The 16735-nt window shown below is 74.6% G+C and carries 17 protein-coding genes and 1 pseudogene; all 18 read right to left on the bottom strand.

Features of this window, described 5'->3' with window-relative positions:
• Positions 1 to 16 precede the first annotated feature (16 nt).
• The 18 genes and pseudogenes from lgt to rpoZ all read right to left on the bottom strand — a co-directional run bounded on the left by lgt (position 17) and on the right by rpoZ (position 16686).
• The gene (gene lgt, locus BLT67_RS01095; protein ID WP_231945673.1) at positions 17 to 922 is read right to left on the bottom strand and encodes a prolipoprotein diacylglyceryl transferase; all 906 of its coding nucleotides are present in this window, start codon (positions 920 to 922) and stop codon (positions 17 to 19) included.
• Between the two features lie 263 nt (positions 923 to 1185).
• On the bottom strand, positions 1186 to 2049 hold the full coding sequence (trpA, locus tag BLT67_RS01100) for a tryptophan synthase subunit alpha (protein ID WP_092665032.1): 864 nt from the start codon (positions 2047 to 2049) through the stop codon (positions 1186 to 1188).
• Positions 2050 to 2054: 5 nt separating this feature from the next.
• Complete coding sequence (trpB, locus tag BLT67_RS01105; RefSeq protein WP_092665035.1) at positions 2055 to 3269, bottom strand: tryptophan synthase subunit beta; 1215 nt, start codon at positions 3267 to 3269, stop codon at positions 2055 to 2057.
• Complete coding sequence (gene trpC / locus BLT67_RS01110; RefSeq protein ID WP_092665037.1) at positions 3266 to 4054, bottom strand: indole-3-glycerol phosphate synthase TrpC; 789 nt, start codon at positions 4052 to 4054, stop codon at positions 3266 to 3268. The genes trpB and trpC overlap by 4 nt, the downstream gene beginning before the upstream one ends.
• 2 nt (positions 4055 to 4056) lie before the next feature.
• The gene (locus BLT67_RS01115; RefSeq protein WP_092667449.1) at positions 4057 to 4281 is read right to left on the bottom strand and encodes a DUF6704 family protein; all 225 of its coding nucleotides are present in this window, start codon (positions 4279 to 4281) and stop codon (positions 4057 to 4059) included.
• Between the two features lie 95 nt (positions 4282 to 4376).
• A complete protein-coding gene (locus BLT67_RS01120; RefSeq protein ID WP_092665040.1) occupies positions 4377 to 4937 on the bottom strand; it encodes a Trp biosynthesis-associated membrane protein in 561 nt (186 codons plus the stop codon).
• Positions 4934 to 6466 carry a chorismate-binding protein gene (locus BLT67_RS01125; protein ID WP_092665043.1) on the bottom strand — a complete coding sequence of 511 codons (1533 nt, stop codon included), beginning with the start codon at positions 6464 to 6466 and terminating at the stop codon, positions 4934 to 4936. The genes BLT67_RS01120 and BLT67_RS01125 overlap by 4 nt, the downstream gene beginning before the upstream one ends.
• Positions 6463 to 6795, bottom strand: a complete 333-nt coding sequence (gene hisI / locus BLT67_RS01130; RefSeq protein WP_331712153.1) for a phosphoribosyl-AMP cyclohydrolase — start codon at positions 6793 to 6795, stop codon at positions 6463 to 6465. The genes BLT67_RS01125 and hisI overlap by 4 nt, the downstream gene beginning before the upstream one ends.
• A gap of 32 nt (positions 6796 to 6827) precedes the next feature.
• Positions 6828 to 7586, bottom strand: a complete 759-nt coding sequence (gene hisF, locus BLT67_RS01135; protein WP_092665049.1) for an imidazole glycerol phosphate synthase subunit HisF — start codon at positions 7584 to 7586, stop codon at positions 6828 to 6830.
• A gap of 25 nt (positions 7587 to 7611) precedes the next feature.
• On the bottom strand, positions 7612 to 8451 hold the full coding sequence (gene hisG / locus BLT67_RS01140) for an ATP phosphoribosyltransferase (protein WP_092665051.1): 840 nt from the start codon (positions 8449 to 8451) through the stop codon (positions 7612 to 7614).
• Between the two features lie 39 nt (positions 8452 to 8490).
• Entirely contained in the window at positions 8491 to 8754 is a 264-nt protein-coding gene (locus tag BLT67_RS01145) for a phosphoribosyl-ATP diphosphatase (protein ID WP_092665054.1), read from the bottom strand.
• Positions 8751 to 9503: a ribulose-phosphate 3-epimerase gene (rpe, locus tag BLT67_RS01150; protein ID WP_092665057.1), complete on the bottom strand. Its 753-nt coding sequence runs from the start codon at positions 9501 to 9503 to the stop codon at positions 8751 to 8753. Before rpe ends, BLT67_RS01145 begins: the two co-directional genes overlap by 4 nt.
• 29 nt (positions 9504 to 9532) lie before the next feature.
• Positions 9533 to 10891 carry an RsmB/NOP family class I SAM-dependent RNA methyltransferase gene (locus BLT67_RS01155; RefSeq protein ID WP_092665059.1) on the bottom strand — a complete coding sequence of 453 codons (1359 nt, stop codon included), beginning with the start codon at positions 10889 to 10891 and terminating at the stop codon, positions 9533 to 9535.
• A 236-nt stretch (positions 10892 to 11127) separates the two neighbouring features.
• Positions 11128 to 12024: pseudogene (gene fmt / locus BLT67_RS01160) on the bottom strand (methionyl-tRNA formyltransferase); the annotation flags it as partial.
• A 41-nt stretch (positions 12025 to 12065) separates the two neighbouring features.
• A complete protein-coding gene (locus tag BLT67_RS01165) occupies positions 12066 to 14012 on the bottom strand; it encodes a primosomal protein N' family DNA-binding protein (protein ID WP_092665065.1) in 1947 nt (648 codons plus the stop codon).
• Positions 14013 to 14015: 3 nt separating this feature from the next.
• Positions 14016 to 15203 (bottom strand): methionine adenosyltransferase, encoded by a 1188-nt coding sequence (gene metK / locus BLT67_RS01170; protein ID WP_092665068.1) that lies wholly within the window; start codon positions 15201 to 15203, stop codon positions 14016 to 14018.
• A complete protein-coding gene (gene coaBC, locus BLT67_RS01175) occupies positions 15200 to 16426 on the bottom strand; it encodes a bifunctional phosphopantothenoylcysteine decarboxylase/phosphopantothenate--cysteine ligase CoaBC (RefSeq protein WP_092665071.1) in 1227 nt (408 codons plus the stop codon). Before coaBC ends, metK begins: the two co-directional genes overlap by 4 nt.
• Positions 16426 to 16686 (bottom strand): DNA-directed RNA polymerase subunit omega, encoded by a 261-nt coding sequence (gene rpoZ, locus BLT67_RS01180; RefSeq protein WP_092665074.1) that lies wholly within the window; start codon positions 16684 to 16686, stop codon positions 16426 to 16428. Before rpoZ ends, coaBC begins: the two co-directional genes overlap by 1 nt.
• Positions 16687 to 16735 lie beyond the last annotated feature (49 nt).

The raw sequence follows: 16735 nt of genomic DNA on the forward strand, positions 1-16735 counted from the left end.
AGAGGAGCGCGCGATGTCAGTGCTGCGCGGCCGCGGGTTCTGCGGCGGGCTCCGGGTCGTCCTGGGTGCGGGGCTCGGGGAGCTCGGTGTAGCGGGAAGAATCTACACCCTCTTCGGCGTCCGGGTCGCGACCGGGCTCCCACGGCGAGGGCTCGAGGCCCGGGTGGCGGCGTGTCTGGACCACCCAGACGACGATGCCGATCGCGATCGCGAGGAACGCCATCCAGACGTTGGTGCGGATGCCGAGGAAGAGCTCCGAGGGGTCGACGCGGATCGTCTCGAACACCGAGCGGCCGATGCCGTACCAGATGAGGTAGAGCGCGATGAGGCGGCCCCACTGCACGTCGCGCTTGCGGTCGAGCCACAGCAGCAGCACGGCGCCGGCGACGTTCCAGACGATCTCGTAGGCGAAGGTCGGGTGGAAGAGCGTCTCGGGTGGCAGGCCGATCGGGAACGCGGGGTTGTCGGCCTCGATCTCGAGGCCCCACGGCAGGCCCGTCGGCTGCCCGAACAGCTCGTGATTGAACCAGTTGCCGAGGCGGCCGAAGGCCTGCGCGAGCAGCAGGCCGGGCGCGAGCGCGTCGACGAACGTCGAGAAGCGCAGGCCCGTCGTGCGGCAGCCGATCCAGATGCCGATCGCGCCGCCGATGAGGGCGCCGAAGATCGCGATGCCGCCCTCCCAGACGTAGAACGCCGTCATCGGGTCGCGGCCGGGGCCGAAGTAGTCGTCGGGGTGCGTGACGACATGGAACAGGCGCGCGGCGGCGATGCCGAGCAGCACCGCCCACACGGCGATGTCGATGACGTAGCCGGCGTCGACGCCGCGCTGCCGCAGGCGGTAGCCGGTGAGCAGCGTCGCGACGACGATGCCCGCGAGGATGCACAGCGCGTAGGTCTGGATGCCCCACGAGGGGCCGACCATGCGCAGCAGGAAGGCGACCGCGACGCCGAACAGCAGGCTCATCAGCAGCGTCCAGGCGGCGTCCTTGCGGGTGAGCCGACCGGCGACGAGCCAGACGGCGAGCACGATGAGCGTGACGACGAGCCCGAGGACGAGGCCCGCGACGACCGCGCCGAGCACCGAGCCCTGCACGAGGTCCATCACGCCGATGGCCTCGAGCCACCGCCCGATCGGCACCTGCTGCCACTCGGGACTGGGGCTGGGGATGCTCTGGAAGACGTTGGTCACGCGGTGGCGCCCTTCTGTGCTGATGCCTTCGGTGCGGAGGACTGCGACGACGTCGCCGGACCGCCGTCGAGTGTACCGGCGGCGAGGGAGGCGGCGAGCTCGCGCACCGCCGGCACGCCCCCGTCGCCGAGCGCGCGCACGAGCGCCGATCCGACGATCGCGCCGTCGGCGTAGGCGAGCACGTCGCGCACCTGCTCGGCGGTCGAGACGCCGAGGCCGACGCAGCGCAGCACCTCGGTGCCGGATGCGGCGGCGCGGGCCGCGATGCGGTCGGAGAGCGTGCGGGCGGCCGCGTCGACATCCTGGCGCGCGCCCGTCGTGCCCATCGTCGAGACGGTGTAGACGAAGCCGCGGGAGGCGGCGATCGCGGCGTCGAGCCGCGCGGCGGACGACGAGGGTGCGGCGAGGAAGACGCGGTCGAGGTCGTGCCGCTCGGCGGCGTCGAGCCACTCGGCGGCGTTCTCGGGCGTGAGGTCGGGCGTGATGAGGCCGGCGCCGCCCGCAGCCGCGAGCTGCTCGGCGAAGCGCTCGACGCCGTAGCGGAGCACCGGGTTCCAGTAGGTCATCACGAGCACGGGCACGTCGGTGCGAGCGGTGATGGCCGCGATCGCCTCGAAGAGCTCGTCGAGGCGGAAGCCGCGCTCGAGCGTCGCCTGCGTCGCGGCCTGGATGACGGGGCCGTCCATGCCGGGGTCGGAGTAGGGCACGCCGAGCTCGATGGCCGTGCAGCCGGCCTCGGCGATCGCGACGGCCGCCTCGATGCTCGTGGCGAGGTCGGGGAAGCCGACCGGGAGGTAGCCGATGAGCGCCCGGTTGCCGCTGTCGCGGATGGCGTCCTCGGTGCGGCGCCCTGCACGCATGGCGCTCACAGCTGCTGCGCTCCCTCGTCGAGCATGTCGAACCAGCGCCCGGCGGTCGCGACGTCCTTGTCGCCGCGCCCCGAGAGGGAGACGACGAGCGTCGAGCCGGGCGCCTCCTGCGCGAGGCGCATCGCGCCCGCGACGGCGTGCGCCGACTCGATCGCCGGGATGATGCCCTCCGCGCGCGTGAGGGCGAGGAACGCATCCATCGCCTCGGTGTCGCTCACCGGCCAGTACTCGGCGCGGCCGATGTCGTGCAGCCACGCGTGCTCCGGGCCGACGCCCGGGTAGTCGAGGCCGGCGGAGATCGAGTGCGACTCGAGCGTCTGGCCGTCGGCGTCCTGCAGCAGGAACGTGCGCATGCCGTGGAGGAGCCCCGGCTCGCCGCGCCCGATCGAGAGCGCGTGGCGCGGCGTCTCGGCGCCGTCGCCCGCGGCCTCGAGGCCGATGAGGCGCACGCCCTCGTCGTCGAGGAACGCGTGGAAGATGCCCATCGCGTTCGACCCGCCGCCGACGCACGCGAGCACGGCGTCCGGCAGGCCGCCCGTCATCGCGATCGTCTGCTCGCGCGCCTCCTCGCCGATCGCGCGGTGGAAGTCGCGCACCATCTCGGGGAACGGATGCGGGCCCGCGACCGTGCCCATGAGGTAGTGGGTGGTGTCGACGTTCGCGACCCAGTCGCGCAGGCCCTCGTTGATGGCGTCCTTGAGGGTGCGCGAGCCGCTCGTGACGGGCACGACCTTCGCGCCGAGCAGCCGCATCCGGGCGACGTTGAGCGCCTGGCGCTCGGTGTCGACCTCGCCCATGTAGATGACGCACTCCATGCCGAAGAGCGCAGCGGCCGTCGCGGTCGCGACGCCGTGCTGGCCGGCGCCGGTCTCGGCGATGAGGCGCGTCTTGCCGAGCCGCTGGGCGACGAGGGCCTGGCCGAGCACGTTGTTGATCTTGTGGCTGCCGGTGTGGTTGAGGTCCTCGCGCTTGAGCAGGATGCGCGCGCCCGCGCGCTCGCTCAGGCGCGTCGCCTCGGTGAGCATCGACGGGCGGCCGGTGTAGTCGCGCGAGAGCCTGGCGAACTCGGCCTGGAACGCCGGGTCGGCCTTGCACTCGGCGTAGCACGCGGCGAGCTCGTCGATCGCCGCCATGAGCGGCTCGGGCATGAAGACCCCGCCGAACGCGCCGAACCAGGGGCCGTGCTGCTCGCGCAGCCGGGTCTCGCTCATGATGCCCTCCCGAACTCGGCGACGCGGGCCTCCGGGTCGCCGTGCGTCACCAGTGCCTCGCCGACGAGCACCGCATCCGCCCCGTCACGGCGGTAGCGCGCGACGTCGGCGGCCTCGCGGACGCCCGACTCGGCGACCGCGACGGTGCCGGCGGGGATGCGCTCGCGCAGCTCGGCGAAGCGCTCGGGGTGCATCGTGAAGGTCTTGAGGTCGCGCGTGTTGACGCCCAGGATGCGGGCGTCGACCGCGAGGGCCGCGTCGATCTCGCGCTCGTCGTGCACCTCGACGAGCACCGACAAGCCGAGGTCGGTCGCGAAGCGGTGCAGCTGCTCGAGCCGCGCCGGCTCGAGCGACGCGACGATCAGCAGGGCGAGGTCGGCGCCGAAGGCGCGCGCCTCGAGCAGCTGGTACTCGTCGGCGATGAAGTCCTTGCGCAGCACCGGCAGCGACACGGCGGCGCGCACGGCCTGCAGATCCTCGAGCGAGCCGAGGAAGCGGCGCCCCTCGGTGAGCACGCTGATCGCGCTCGCGCCGCCGGCCTCGTAGCGGGCGGCGAGCGCCGCGGGCTCGGGGATGTCGGCGAGCGGGCCCTTCGACGGGCTCGCGCGCTTCACCTCGGCGATGATGTGCGGGCCGTCGGAGTCGGCCTTCGGCGTGCCGAGGATCGCGGCGGCGTCACGGGGCTGCGGCGTGGCGAGCGCGATCGACTCGAGGCGCGCGGTCGGCAGCGACTCGCGCCGCTGCGCCGCATCCTCGAGCGCGCCCGCGGTGAGCGCGTCGAGCACGGTCAGTGGCCCTGCGCGCCGAAGCCGGCCTTGGCAAGGATCGGCCAGAGGAGGGCGCCGACGAGCAGCAGGCCCGCGCTCGCCCACACCAGCACGGGCATGTCGAGGAAGAAGAAGAGCGTGCCGAGGAGGATGGCGACGAGCATGACGACGACGCTCGTCCAGCCGGCGCGCGAGTTGCCGTGGCCGGGGTCGACGAACGCGGGGTCGTAGTCGGCGACGTGCAGCTCCTCGGCGTGCTCGTCGCTGATGCCGTTGCTGCGTGCCTTCACGGTGCTCCTCGGGTCGATCCAGGGCGCGCGGAATGCGCCTCGGGGCCAGTCTATCGAGTCGGATCCTCGCCGTCGTCCATCGCGTCCCAGGCGAGTCCCGAGCCGGTGCGCTCGTAGCGCGCCGCGCGCTTCGCCCGCGCGGGCCAGCGGTGCCCCGTCGCGAGCGTCCACGCGCCCGCGATCGCGGCGACGGCGCCCGCGGCGAAGCCTGCGCCCTGCCAGCCGTCGGCGACGAGGCTCGCGACCTCGGCCGCCTGCGCGCTGCCGGCGATGCCCGTCGCGTCGGCGACGAGCACGTCGAGCGCGCGCCCGATGCCGCCCTGCGCCGCCGAGACGTGCGCGATGAGGCCGGCGCCGAGCGCGAGGGCGAGCACCCCGAGCACGACGCGCCACGCGCGGCCCGCGAGCGGCAGCACGAGCGCGAGCACCGCGCAGGCGAGCGCCATGACCGTGAGCGCCCCCGCGAGCTGCTGGCCGGTCGCGGCGAGCTCGCGGCCGTCGACGAGCACGACGCTCGCCCAGGGCTGCGTCGCCGAGAGCAGGCCGAGCGCCGCGGCGAGCAGCAGCAGCGCCGACGCGACCGTGCGGCCGCGCGCGAGCAGCCGGCTCACGGCCTCCCCCGCATCGACGAGGCGACGGCGACGGCGCGCAGCGGCGCGGCGGCCTTGCTCCGCACCTCCCGCAGCTCCGTCTCCGGGTCGCTGTCGGCGACGAGGCCCGCGCCCGACTGCACGTGCGCGACCCCTGCCCGCATCGTGACGGTGCGGATCGCGATCGCGAGATCCGCATCCCCGTCGAGGTCGAACCATCCGACGACCCCGCCGTAGACGCCGCGCTGGGCGGGCTCGAGCTCGTCGATGAGCTCGAGCGCGCGCGGCTTCGGCGCACCCGAGAGCGTGCCGGCGGGGAACGTCGCGCGGAACGCGTCGACGGCCGACGCATCCGATCGCATGTCGCCCTCGACGGTCGAGACGATGTGCATGATGTGGCTGAAGCGCTCGATCGCCATGAGCTCGGTCACGGCGACCGTGCCCGGCACGCACACCTTCGCGAGGTCGTTGCGGGCGAGGTCGACGAGCATGACGTGCTCGCTGCGCTCCTTGGGGTCGGCGAGCAGCTCCTCGGCGAGGTCGCGGTCGGCGGATGCGTCGGCGCCGCGCGGGCGGGAGCCCGCGATCGGGTGCATGGTCGCCCGGCCCTCGTGGACGGTGACGAGCGCCTCGGGGCTCGAGCCGACGACCGCGTACGGCTCGCCGTCGGCCGTCTCGAGGCTCAGCAGGTAGAGGTAGGGCGAGGGGTTCAGCATGCGCAGCACGCGGTAGACCTCGAGCGGGTCGGCGTCGGTCGGCAGGTCGAAGCGCGCCGAGAGCACGACCTGGAAGACGTCGCCGTCGACGATGTGCCGCTTCGACGACTCGACCATGCCGCGGAAGTCCTCTGCGCTCAGCCGAGAGGTCGGGTCGGGCTGGGCCTCGCGGTCGAGCGCGGCGATCGCGCCGGGGGCGGGCGCGACGAGCGCCGCCTCGAGCGCGTCGAGCCGCGCCTGCGCGTCGCGCCACAGCGCATCCGCCGTCTCTGCCCCGTCGTTGAGGGCGTTCGCGACGAGGTGCGCGGCGCCGGTGCGGTGGTCGAGCACCACGAGGGCCGACACGAGCGACATCGCGATCGCGGGCACGTCGACGTCGCGCTCGGGCGCGTCGGGCAGCCGCTCGAGCTCGCGCACGACCTCCCAGCCGATGTGGCCGACCATGCCGGTCGTCAGGCGCGGCAGGCCGGGGATGCGCGGGGTCGCCCAGCGGCGGAGCACGTGCTCGAGCGCGGCGAGGCCGCCCTCCGGCGCGTCGTCACCGAGGAGGCGCTCGGCGCCCACGTGCTCGGAGCGCCACACGACGCGGCCGCGGTCGGCGGTGAGCTGCCCGAACGAGGCGACGCCGACGAAGGAGTAGCGGTTCCAGACGCCCTGCTCGGCCGACTCGAGCAGGAAGCTGCCCGGGCGCGCGGCGCCGTCGGCGTCGAGGGCGAGGCGCCGGTAGACGCCCACGGGCGTCTCGCCGTCGAGGAAGACCTCGCGCACGACCGGCACGACGCGGTGGCCCTCGAGGAGCGCGTCGAACGCCGCGCGGTCGGTGCCGGTGGTCACGCGTCGCTCCCGTCGGCCACGGGCACGGGCGTGAAGAAGCACGAGCGGGCGCCCGTGTGGCACGCGGGGCCGGTCTGGTCGACGCGGATCAGCAGCGCGTCGCCGTCGCAGTCGAGCGCGATCGAGCGCGGCACCTGGATGTTGCCGGAGGTGTCGCCCTTCCGCCAGTACTCCTGGCGCGAGCGCGACCAGAACGTCACGCGGCCCTCGGTCGCCGTGCGGCGCAGCGCCTCGTCGTCCATGTAGCCGACCATGAGCACATCGCCCGTCGCGTCGTCCTGGATGACCGCGGCGACGAGGCCGTCGGCGTCCTTCTTGAGCAGTGGCATCGAGCCATCCGTCATCGCACCGTCACCGGCCTTCATCGCACCGTCACCCCGGCCTCCCGCATCGCGGCCTTCACCTCGCCGATCGTGCACTGCCCGCTGTGGAAGATGCTCGCGGCGAGCACGGCATCCGCCCCCGCCTCGACCGCCGGCGCGAAGTGCGCCGGCTCCCCCGCGCCGCCCGAGGCGATCACGGGGGTCGTCGCGGCTTCGCGCACGGCCCGCAGCAGCTCGAGGTCGAAGCCCTCCTTCGTGCCGTCGGCGTCGATCGAGTTGACGAGCAGCTCTCCGACGCCGCGGGAGACGCCCTCGCGCGCCCACGCGATGGCGTCGAGGCCGGCGCCGCGGCTGCCGCCGTGGGTCGTCACCTCGAAGCCGCTCGGCATCGACGCCTCGCGCCGCACGTCGAGCGAGAGGACGAGCACCTGCGAGCCGAAGTCGGCCACGATGCGGTCGATGAGCTCGGGGTCGCGGATCGCGGCGGAGTTGACGCCCACCTTGTCGGCACCGTGCGCGAGCAGGCGCGCGACGTCGTCGCGCGAGCGCACGCCGCCGCCGACGGTCAGCGGGATGAAGATCTGCTCGGCGGTGCGCTCGACGACCTCGAGCATCGTGCCGGCATCCTCGACGGTCGCCTTGACGTCGAGGAACGTCAGCTCGTCGGCGCCCTGCTCGGCGTAGCGCGCGGCGAGCTCGACGGGGTCGCCCTGATCGGTGAGCCCCTGGAACTTCACGCCCTTGACGACGCGGCCGTGCGCGACGTCGAGGCACGGGATGACGCGGGTCGCGAGCATCGTGGACCTCCTCGGTTCGGGCGCCTCAGAGGCGGGCTGCGTGGATGCGCGAGACGATGATCGCCTTCGCGCCGACGTCGTCGAGCGCGTCCATGATGTGGTTGGTGTCGTCGCGGCGCACCATGACGCGCACGGCGACCCAGCCCTCCTTCTGCAGGGGGCTCACGGTCGCGCTCTCGAAGCCGTGCGCGATCGCGATCGCGGCGTCGAGGTGGGTGCGCTCGATGTCGTAGTCGACGAGCACGTAGTCGCGCGCGACCATGACGCCGTCGAGTCGGCGCTTCAGGCGCGACAGGCCGGGCGGGTTGCTGCCGTTCGAGATGAGCACGGCCTCGCTCGTGAGGATCGGGTCGCCGAAGACCTCGAGGCCCTGGGCGCGCAGCGTCGCACCGGTCTCGACGACGTCGGCCACCGCATCCGCGACCCCGAGCCGCACGGCCGACTCGACGGCGCCGTCGAGGCGCACGAGCTGCGCGGTGACGCCGAGCGAGGCGAGGTGCTGCTCGACGAGCAGCGTGTAGCTCGAGGCGATCCGCACGCCCTGCAGGTCGGCGGCGCTCTGGAAGCGGCCGGCGGGGCCGGCGAAGCGGAACGTGGAGCGCGCGAAGCCGAGCCCCTCGACCTCGTGGGCGTCGGAGCCGGAGTCGAGCAGCAGGTCGCGGCCGGTGATGCCGACGTCGAGCGCGCCCGAGCCGACGTAGGTCGCGATGTCGCGCGGGCGGAGGAAGAAGAACTCCACCTCGTTGCGCGCGTCGACGACGATGAGCTCCTTGCCGTCGCGGCGGCCGCGGTAGCCGGCCTCGTCGAGCATCCAGGCGGCCGTCTCGGCCAGCGAGCCCTTGTTGGGCACGGCGATCTTCAGCATGGGTTCCCTTGCAGGTCTGACGGATGTGGGGACAGCGCGTCAGAGATGTCGGTAGACGTCCTGCAGGCTGATGCCCTTCGCCAGCATGAGCACCTGCAGGTGGTACAGCAGCTGCGAGATCTCGAGCGCCGTGTCCTCATCGGTCTCGTGCTCGGCCGCCATCCACACCTCAGCGGCCTCCTCGACGATCTTCTTGCCGATCGCGTGCACGCCGGCGTCGACGAGCTCGACGGTGCGGGAGCCCTCTCGGCGCTCGGCGAGGGTGCGCTCGAGCTCGGCGTGCAGCTCGTCGAAGGTCTTCACCGGTCCAGGCTACCGGCCGCGTCGTCGGCGTCGGCGCCGAGGCCCTTGCCGGCGGTGCCGCGGTGGATGGCCGAGAGGTCGATGCGCCCGGTGTCGAACGCGCCGCGGCCGGCGTCGCGCAGCGTCGCGATGCGCTCGGCGGGCGAGGCGTGGCCGTAGACGGCGCTGCCGGCGACGAAGACGTCGGCGCCCGAGGCTGCGGCGATGGGCAGCGTGTCGGCCGTGATGCCGCCGTCGACCTGCAGCGCGAGCTCGATGCCGAGCTCCTCCGCCTTGGTGCGGAGCGCCTCGACCTTCGGCAGCATGTCGGGCATGAACGCCTGGCCGCCGAAGCCGGGCTCGACCGTCATGACGAGCACCATGTCGAACTCGGGCAGGTGCTCGATGACGGCGTCGACGAGCGTGCCGGGCTTGAGCGCGATCGCGGCGCGCGTGCCGCGGGCGCGCAGCTCGCGTGCGAGCGAGACGGCGTCGCGCGTCGCCTCGGCGTGGAAGGTGACCGAGTCGACGCGGTCGATCGCGTACTGCGGCGCCCACGTGTCGGGGTCGTCGATCATGAGGTGCACGTCGATCGGCAGCTCGGTGACCTCGGCGATGCGCTCGACCATCGGCAGCCCGAACGTGAGGTTGGGCACGAAGTGCGCATCCATGACGTCGACGTGCACGCCGTCGGCGCTCGCGATCTTCCCGAGGTCGCGCTCGAGGTTGACGAAGTCGGCCGACAGGATGCTGGGGTGGATCCTGACCATGGGTTCCAGCCTATCCGGCTGTGCGTGGCCTATCGGTCGGCCGTCGTGAGCAGCTGGATGAACATCGCGTCGGTGCCGTTGCGGTGCGGCCACAGCTGCACGGCCGCGCCCGTCTCCCCCAGCGCGATCCCCGGCGAGAGCTCGGCGACCACCGCGCCGGTGTCGACCGGCTCGAGGCCGAGCGCAGCGGCGCGGTCGACGATCGCGCGCGTCTCGGCGAGGTGCGGCGAGCACGTGACGTAGGCGAGCAGCCCGCCGGGCTTGAGGGCGCGGGCGGATGCGGCGAGCAGCTCGGCCTGCAGGGTCGCGAGCGCGGGCACGTCGGAGGGCTCCTTGCGCCAGCGCGCCTCCGGCCGGCGGCGGAGCGCCCCGAGCCCCGTGCACGGGGCATCGAGCAGGATGCGGTCGAACGCGGCCTCGGTGTCGCCCTCGCCGTAGCGGCGGCCGTCGCCCGTGACGACGCGTGCTCGAGCATCCGGGAAGCGCTCGCCGACTGCGCGCACCGCCTGCCGCACGAGCTTCGCGCGGTGGGGCGCGACCTCGTTGGCCTCGAGCTGCGCGCCGCCGATCGCGGCCTCGGCCGCCATGAGCGCCGCCTTGCCGCCGGGGCCCGCGCAGACGTCGAGCCACCGCTCCCCGGCCGCGACCGGCCGCGCGCGGGTGAGCGCGAGCGCGGCGAGTTGGCTGCCGGCGTCCTGCACGCGCCAGCTGCCGCCCGCGACCTGCGGCAGGCGCGCGGGGTCGCCGGCGGGCGCGATGCGGCCGATCGGGCTCGCTGTCGCCTCGAGCGCGAGCTCGTCGGGGCGCGCGAGGCCCGGCAGCGCCACGAGCTGCACAGCAGGCGGGTCGTTGTCGGCCGCGAGCAGCTCGGGCAGCTCGTCGGCGGCGCCCTCGCGCTCGAGGGTGCGACGGAGTGCGCGCAGCACCCACGTGGGGTGCCCGGTCTCGAGGGCGAGCCGCTCGTCGGCGGGGAGGTCGGCGGCGATCCGCGCGAGGCGCTCGTCGGCGGGCACCTCGCTCAGCCGTCGCAGCACCGCGTTGGCGAAGCCGGCGCGGCCCTTGTGGCGGCCCAGCAGCGCGACCGTCTCGTGCACGGCCGCGTGCGAGGGCACCCGCATGTGCGCGAGCTGGTGCGAGCCGATGCGCAGCGTCGCGAGGGTCTCGGGGTCGATCTCCGTGATCGGGCGACCCGCGGCGTCGGCGATGAGTGCGTCGTGCTGCCCCTGCCAGCGGAGCGTGCCGTAGGCGAGCTCGGTCGCGAAGCCCGCGTCGGCGGCGCTGAGATGGGCCTCGCGGATGCGCTTCGGCAGCAGCAGGTTGGCGTAGGCGTCGTCGCGGGCGACGTCGAGGACGACGTCGCGGGCGAGCTGGCGAGGGTTGGCGGTCATGCGCGGGGCTCCGGTCTCGTGACGCGTCCGCCTTCGGCGGGCGCTCCTCGACCTACGGAACCGCGTCCGCCTTCGGCGGGCGCTCCTCGACCCACGGAACCGCGTCCGCCTTCGGCGGGCGCTCCTCGACCCACAGAACCGAGTCCGCCTTCGGCGGGCGCTCCTCGACCTACGGAACCGCGTCCGCCTTCGGCGGGCGCTCCTCGACCTACGTCGAATCTCGCCGTGCCGCCGCGGCCCCGCAGCCAGTCAGCGCCCGCCATCGGGCGCTTGCCCGCTGGCTGCACCTCGATGAGCTCGAGCGGGGTGCTGCCGGTCCCGACGACGGCGGTGCGGCCGGCGAGGGCGACCTCGCCCGGCGCGAGCGGCTCGGCGCCGGAGCGCGCGAGCGCCAGCAGCTTCACCCGCTCGCCCTCGCTCTCGGAGGTCTGCAGCATCGCGTGCGCGCCGGGCTCGGGCGTGACGCCCCGGAAGCGCGCGAGCAGCGCCGGCGCGGTGCGCGTGAAGTCGAGGGCGCCGTCGGCGAGCGTGAGCTTGGGCGCGAACGTCGGCGCGCCCGACTGCTCCTCGAAGACCGCCGTGCCGTCGGCGATCGCGTCGACCGCCTCGACGAGCTCGCGCGCGCCGACCTCGGCGAGGTGCGCGAGCAGTGCGCCCGCGGTCGCGCCCTCCGGGATCTCGGCCTCGCGCATCCGCACCACCGGCCCCGCATCGAGCTCGGGCACGAGCCGGAAGACCGACACGCCCGTGACGCCGTGCCCGTCGATGAGCGCGCGCTGCACGGGCGCGGCGCCGCGGTAGTCGGGCAGCAGCGAGAAGTGCAGGTTGATCCAGCCGTGCGGCGGCATCGACAGCAGCGGCTCGCGCACGAGGCCGCCGTAGGCGACGACGACGGCGAGCTCGGGCTCGAGCGCCGCGATGCGCGCGGTCGCCTCGGCGTCGAGCCGGTTCGCCTCGATGACGGGCAGACCGAGCGCCTCGGCGGCCGCCGCGACGGGCGTCGGCGTCAGCACGCGCTTGCGCCCCTGGGGCGACGCCGCGCGCGTGACGACGGCCGCGATCTCGTGCCGCGCGGCGAGCGCCTCGAGGCTGGGGACGGCGGCGGCCGGACTGCCGGCGAAGACGATGCGCATGGTGCCTCCATCCTCCCGCATCCGGGCTCGACCCTCGGCGATCAGAGGCCCTCGAAGGGCTCCGGGTCGTCGAAGCGGATGCGGAGCCGGGCCGGCGCCGAGGGCTTCCGCGGCCGGGTGGCCTCGGCGAGCACGCGGCCGCGCGCGATGCCCGCGACGCGCGCGCCGTCGGCGTAGGCGAAGCGGGCGATCGCGCGCTCGAGGTCGCCGTCGCGCGCGCCCTCGGCCGGTACAGGCCCGAGCACGTCGAGGTGCTCGACCTCGCCGAGCGCCTCGAGCGCCTCGGCGACGGCGTCGGGGTGCCCGACGACGGATGCGGTGCGCACGGCGGGCGGGAACCGGAGCGCGCGGCGCTCGGCGAGCTCGGCCTTCGCGAACGGCACGGTCGTGTCGCCCGTGAGCGCCGTCACGGCGATGCCCGCGACGCCCGCGAGCACGATCGTGGCGCCGTCGGCGGCGAGCGCGGTCGCGGTCGCCCACTGCCGCACGGCCTCCTCCCCCACGCGCAGGCCCTCGCGCGCGAGCAGCGTGTCGCCGTCGAGCAGGATGACCGCGCCGTAGCCGCCATCGGCGATCGGCTCGGCGCCGCGCGTGGCGATCACCAGCCGCGGCCTGCCGTCGACCCGCAGGCGCTCGTGGTCGCCGTCGGCGACGACGACCGGCACGCCGGGGAAGGCGCGCCCGAGCTCCTCGGCGATGCGTGTCGAGCCGCGGCCCACCTCAGTGAGCGCGGTGCCGTGGCACGAGGGGCACTGCCAGCCTGCGGCGAGCCGACCGCACAGCCGGCACGACGGGGCGGCGCCGCGCGAGCGCCGGCCGAGGGGACCGCCGCACGCCGCGCAGCGCGCTCGCGTGCCGCAGTCGCCGCAGCGGAGGCCCGGCGCGTGCCCTGGGCGCGCGACCTGCACGAGCACGGGCCGCTCGGCGAGCGCCTCGGACGCCGCGCGGAACGCGGCGGCGGGCACGCGCCGGCCGTCGTCGGCGAGCGCGGTGGGCAGCACGCGGCGGCGGTGCGCGCCGACCCGCTCGTGCTCGAGGAAGCCCAGCTCGACGAGCCGCTCGGCGTCGCTCGAGCGGGCGTGGCCGGCGATGACGAGCGCGCAGCCGGTCTGCGCCTGCCGCACGAGCGCCGCGTCGCGCGCGTGCACCCATGGCGAGAGCGGCTCGGCCAGGAGCGGGTCGCCGTCCTCCCAGACGACCAGCAGCCCGAGCCGCGCAGCCGGTGCGTAGACGGCCGAGCGCGGGCCGATGATCGCGAGCGGCTCGCCCTCGAGGCAGCGCAGGAACCCTCGGTAGCGCTCGGGGTTCTTCTGCCGCGCGTCGAGCTCGACGACGCGCTCGGCGCCGACGGCGGTGGCGAGGGCGAGGCGGAGCTGCCGCTGGTCGCGGTGGTCGGGCACGACGACGATCGCCTGCTCGCCGCGCTCGAGCGCCTGCCTCACGAGCGCGGCGAGCGCGACCGCCCAGCGCCCGATCCACTGCGGGCCGTCCTCGCCGGCCTCCGCGCCGCCGGCGACCTCGACGACGCCGCCCGCGCACTCCATCGCCACCCGGCGACGGTCGGCGACGAGCCCGGGCAGCACGGCGGCGGACTCAGGCAGCTCCGGCAGCGTGGGCAGCGCCGCCCGCTCCCCCGCGAGCCACTGCTTCTCGACGCGCGCCTGCCTCCCGGGGATCGCGACGCGCAGCACGTCGGCGGCCCCGCCCGCCGCCCGGTCGGCGACGGCGCGCGCGAGCGCCCACACCTCGGGCTGCAGCACGGGCACCGCCGAGACGACCTGCTCGATGTCCGCGACCTCGCCCTCCCAGGCCCGCGCATCCGCGACCTCGACGACCCAGCCCGTCGCGAGCCGGTCGCCCCGCAGCGGCACGCGCACGCGCACGCCTGGCCCGACGCCCTCCATGCCCGGCGGCACCCGGTACTCGAAGAGCCGGTCGAGCTGCGGCAGCCGCGAGTCGACGACGACCCGCGCGTACCGGGCCGGCAAGGCTCAGAGCCCCGCGGCGGTGCGCAGCGCGTCGACGCGGTCGAGCCGTTCCCAGGTGAAGCCGGGCAGCTCGCGGCCGAAGTGGCCGTAGGCGGCCGTCTGGCGGTAGATCGGGCGGCGCAGGTCGAGGTCGCGCACGATCGCGCCGGGGCGCAGGTCGAAGACCTCGAGGATCGCGGCCTGGATCGCCTCGTCGGAGACGGCGCCGGTGCCGAACGACTCGACGTAGATGCCGACGGGCTGCGCCATGCCGATCGCGTACGCCGCCTGCACCTCGAGCCGCGACGCGAGGCCTGCGGCGACGGCGTTCTTCGCGACCCAGCGCAGCGCGTACGCGGCCGAGCGGTCGACCTTCGACGGGTCCTTGCCGCTGAACGCGCCGCCGCCGTGGCGCGCGGCGCCCCCGTAGGTGTCGACGATGATCTTGCGTCCCGTGAGGCCCGCGTCGCCCTTCGGGCCGCCCGTGAGGAACGAGCCCGAGGGGTTGACGATCGTGCGCATCGCGCTCGCGTCGAGGCCGAGCTGCGACACGACCGGCTCGATGACGTGCTCGGAGACGGCGTCCCGGATCTCGTCGCCCGTCACCCCGGGCGCGTGCTGCGTCGAGACGAGCACGGCGTCGACGGTCACGGGCGTGAAGCCGTCGTAGCCGATCGTCACCTGGGTCTTGCCGTCGGGGCGAAGCCACGGGATCTCGCCCGAGCGACGCACGGCGGCGAGGCGCTCGGCGAGGCGGTGCGCCGCCCACGCGGTCGCGGGCATGAAGGTGGGCGTCTCGTCGGTCGCGAAGCCGAACATGATGCCCTGGTCGCCGGCGCCGTCGCGGTCGAGCGGGTCGACCGAGCCGCCTCGCGCCTCGATCGCGGTGTCGACGCCCGTCGCGATCTCGCTCGACTGCTCCCCGATCGAGACGGTGACGCCGCACGAGTGCCCGTCGAACGAGACCTCGCTCGAGTCGTAGCCGATGTCGACGATCGTCTTCCGCGCGAGCGACGCGATGTCGACGTAGCCGGTCGTCCGCACCTCGCCCGCGACGTGCACGAGGCCCGTGGTGACGAGCGTCTCGACGGCGACCCGCGCCTCCGGGTCCTGGGCGAGCATCGCGTCGAGCACGGCATCCGAGATCTGGTCGGAGATCTTGTCGGGGTGCCCCTCGGTGACGGACTCGGACGTGAACAGCCGAAGGCTCACTCGGCTCCCTCCTCGCGCGGGGCCAGGTGCTCCGCGATGGCGTCGATGATGTCGCGGGCCACTGACGCCTTGGCGCCGGCGCTCTCGGCGATGACGCCGGATGCGTCGAGGACGCTCACGCGCGTCGTCACGTCGCCGAAGCCCTCGGCGTGGCCGACGCGGTTGACCACGAGCAGGTCGGCGCCCTTGCGCGCGAGCTTCGCGCGGCCTCGGTGGATGAGCGCGGTGTCGTCGGGCTCGGTCTCGGCGGCGAAGCCGACGACGAGGTTCTGGCGCGCGCGGTGCGCGAGGCCAGCGAGGATGTCGGGGTTCTCCGTGAGGGTGAGGGTCGGCTGCGAGCCCCACTCCTCCTTCGAGCGCTTGCCGTCGGAGACGCCGTCGACGCGGTAGTCGGCGACCGCGGCGGCCATCACGACGACGTCGGCGTCGGCGTGCGCCTCCATCGCCTCGGCGAGCTGCGCCGTGGTCTCGACCTCGACGAGCGCGACGCCGTCGGGCGCCGGCACGTGCAGGTTGGCGCCGACGAGCGTCACCGCTGCACCGGCGTCGCGGGCCGCCTCGGCGAGCGCGACGCCCATCGCGCCGCTCGAGCGGTTGCCGAGGAAGCGCACCGGGTCGATGGGCTCGCGGGTGCCGCCGGCGCTCACGACGAGCGTCCGGCCGGCGAGCGGCGTCGCGTCGGCGCGCTCGGTGGGCGCCTGCGCGACGACGGCGAGCGCGGCGGCCACGACCTCCGCCGGCTCCGCCATGCGACCGAGTCCCGAGTCGTCCCCCGTCAGCTGTCCCGCGACGGGCCCGACGATCGTCGCGCCGCGCGCGGCGAGCGTCGCGACGTTCGCCTGCACCGCCGGCTGCTCCCACATCTCGGTGTGCATCGCCGGCGCGATGACGAGCGGTGCGCGCGACGCGAGCACGGTCGTGCCGAGCAGGTCGTCGGCGAGGCCGTGGGCGAGCTTCGCGATCGTGTTCGCGGTCGCCGGCAGCACGACGATGAGGTCGGCCTGCTGGCCGAGCGCGACGTGCCGCACGCTCGCGACGTCGTCGAAGACCTCGTCGGTGACGGGGTTGCGGCTCAGCGCCTCGAGCGTCGGGCGGCCGATGAAGCGCAGGGCGGATGCGGTGGGCACGACGTGCACGTCGTGGCCCGCCTTGACCAGCTCGCGGATGGCGAGCGCAGCCTTGTACGCCGCGATCCCGCCGGAGATCCCGACGACGACGCGCATCAGGCGGAGGCGGTCTCGTCCTTGGTCAGGACGAGCTTGTCCTGGTGGATCTCGTGCAGCGCCACCGAGAGCGGCTTGTCCTCGACCGTGGCGTCGACGAGCGGGCCGACGTTGTCGAACATCGAGCCCTCGTGGATGTCGGTGTAGTAGTCGTTGATCTGGCGCGCGCGCTTCGACGCGAAGATCACGAGCTGGTACTTGGAGTCGGCCTTCTCGAGCAGCTCGTCGATCGGCGGGTTGATGATGCCCTGGCTGGCCATGGGTGCCTCCTGCAGTCGTGATGGATGCGGGTCGGGGCCCGCGCAAGCT

It is taken from the genome of Agrococcus carbonis (genome assembly GCF_900104705.1).
GTDB lineage: Bacteria > Actinomycetota > Actinomycetes > Actinomycetales > Microbacteriaceae > Agrococcus > Agrococcus carbonis.

What these genes read in the sequence shown, in the direction of transcription:
- lgt (WP_231945673.1), bottom strand. Translation starts at nt 922, where the DNA reads ATGGTCGGCCCCTCGTGGGGCATCCAGACCTACGCGCTGTGCATCCTC.
- trpA (WP_092665032.1), bottom strand. Translation starts at nt 2,049, where the DNA reads ATGCGTGCAGGGCGCCGCACCGAGGACGCCATCCGCGACAGCGGCAAC.
- trpB (WP_092665035.1), bottom strand. Translation starts at nt 3,269, where the DNA reads ATGAGCGAGACCCGGCTGCGCGAGCAGCACGGCCCCTGGTTCGGCGCG.
- hisI (WP_331712153.1), bottom strand. Translation starts at nt 6,795, where the DNA reads ATGCCACTGCTCAAGAAGGACGCCGACGGCCTCGTCGCCGCGGTCATC.
- hisF (WP_092665049.1), bottom strand. Translation starts at nt 7,586, where the DNA reads ATGCTCGCGACCCGCGTCATCCCGTGCCTCGACGTCGCGCACGGCCGC.
- hisG (WP_092665051.1), bottom strand. Translation starts at nt 8,451, where the DNA reads ATGCTGAAGATCGCCGTGCCCAACAAGGGCTCGCTGGCCGAGACGGCC.
- rpe (WP_092665057.1), bottom strand. Translation starts at nt 9,503, where the DNA reads ATGGTCAGGATCCACCCCAGCATCCTGTCGGCCGACTTCGTCAACCTC.
- BLT67_RS01155 (WP_092665059.1), bottom strand. Translation starts at nt 10,891, where the DNA reads ATGACCGCCAACCCTCGCCAGCTCGCCCGCGACGTCGTCCTCGACGTC.
- coaBC (WP_092665071.1), bottom strand. Translation starts at nt 16,426, where the DNA reads ATGCGCGTCGTCGTCGGGATCTCCGGCGGGATCGCGGCGTACAAGGCT.
- rpoZ (WP_092665074.1), bottom strand. Translation starts at nt 16,686, where the DNA reads ATGGCCAGCCAGGGCATCATCAACCCGCCGATCGACGAGCTGCTCGAG.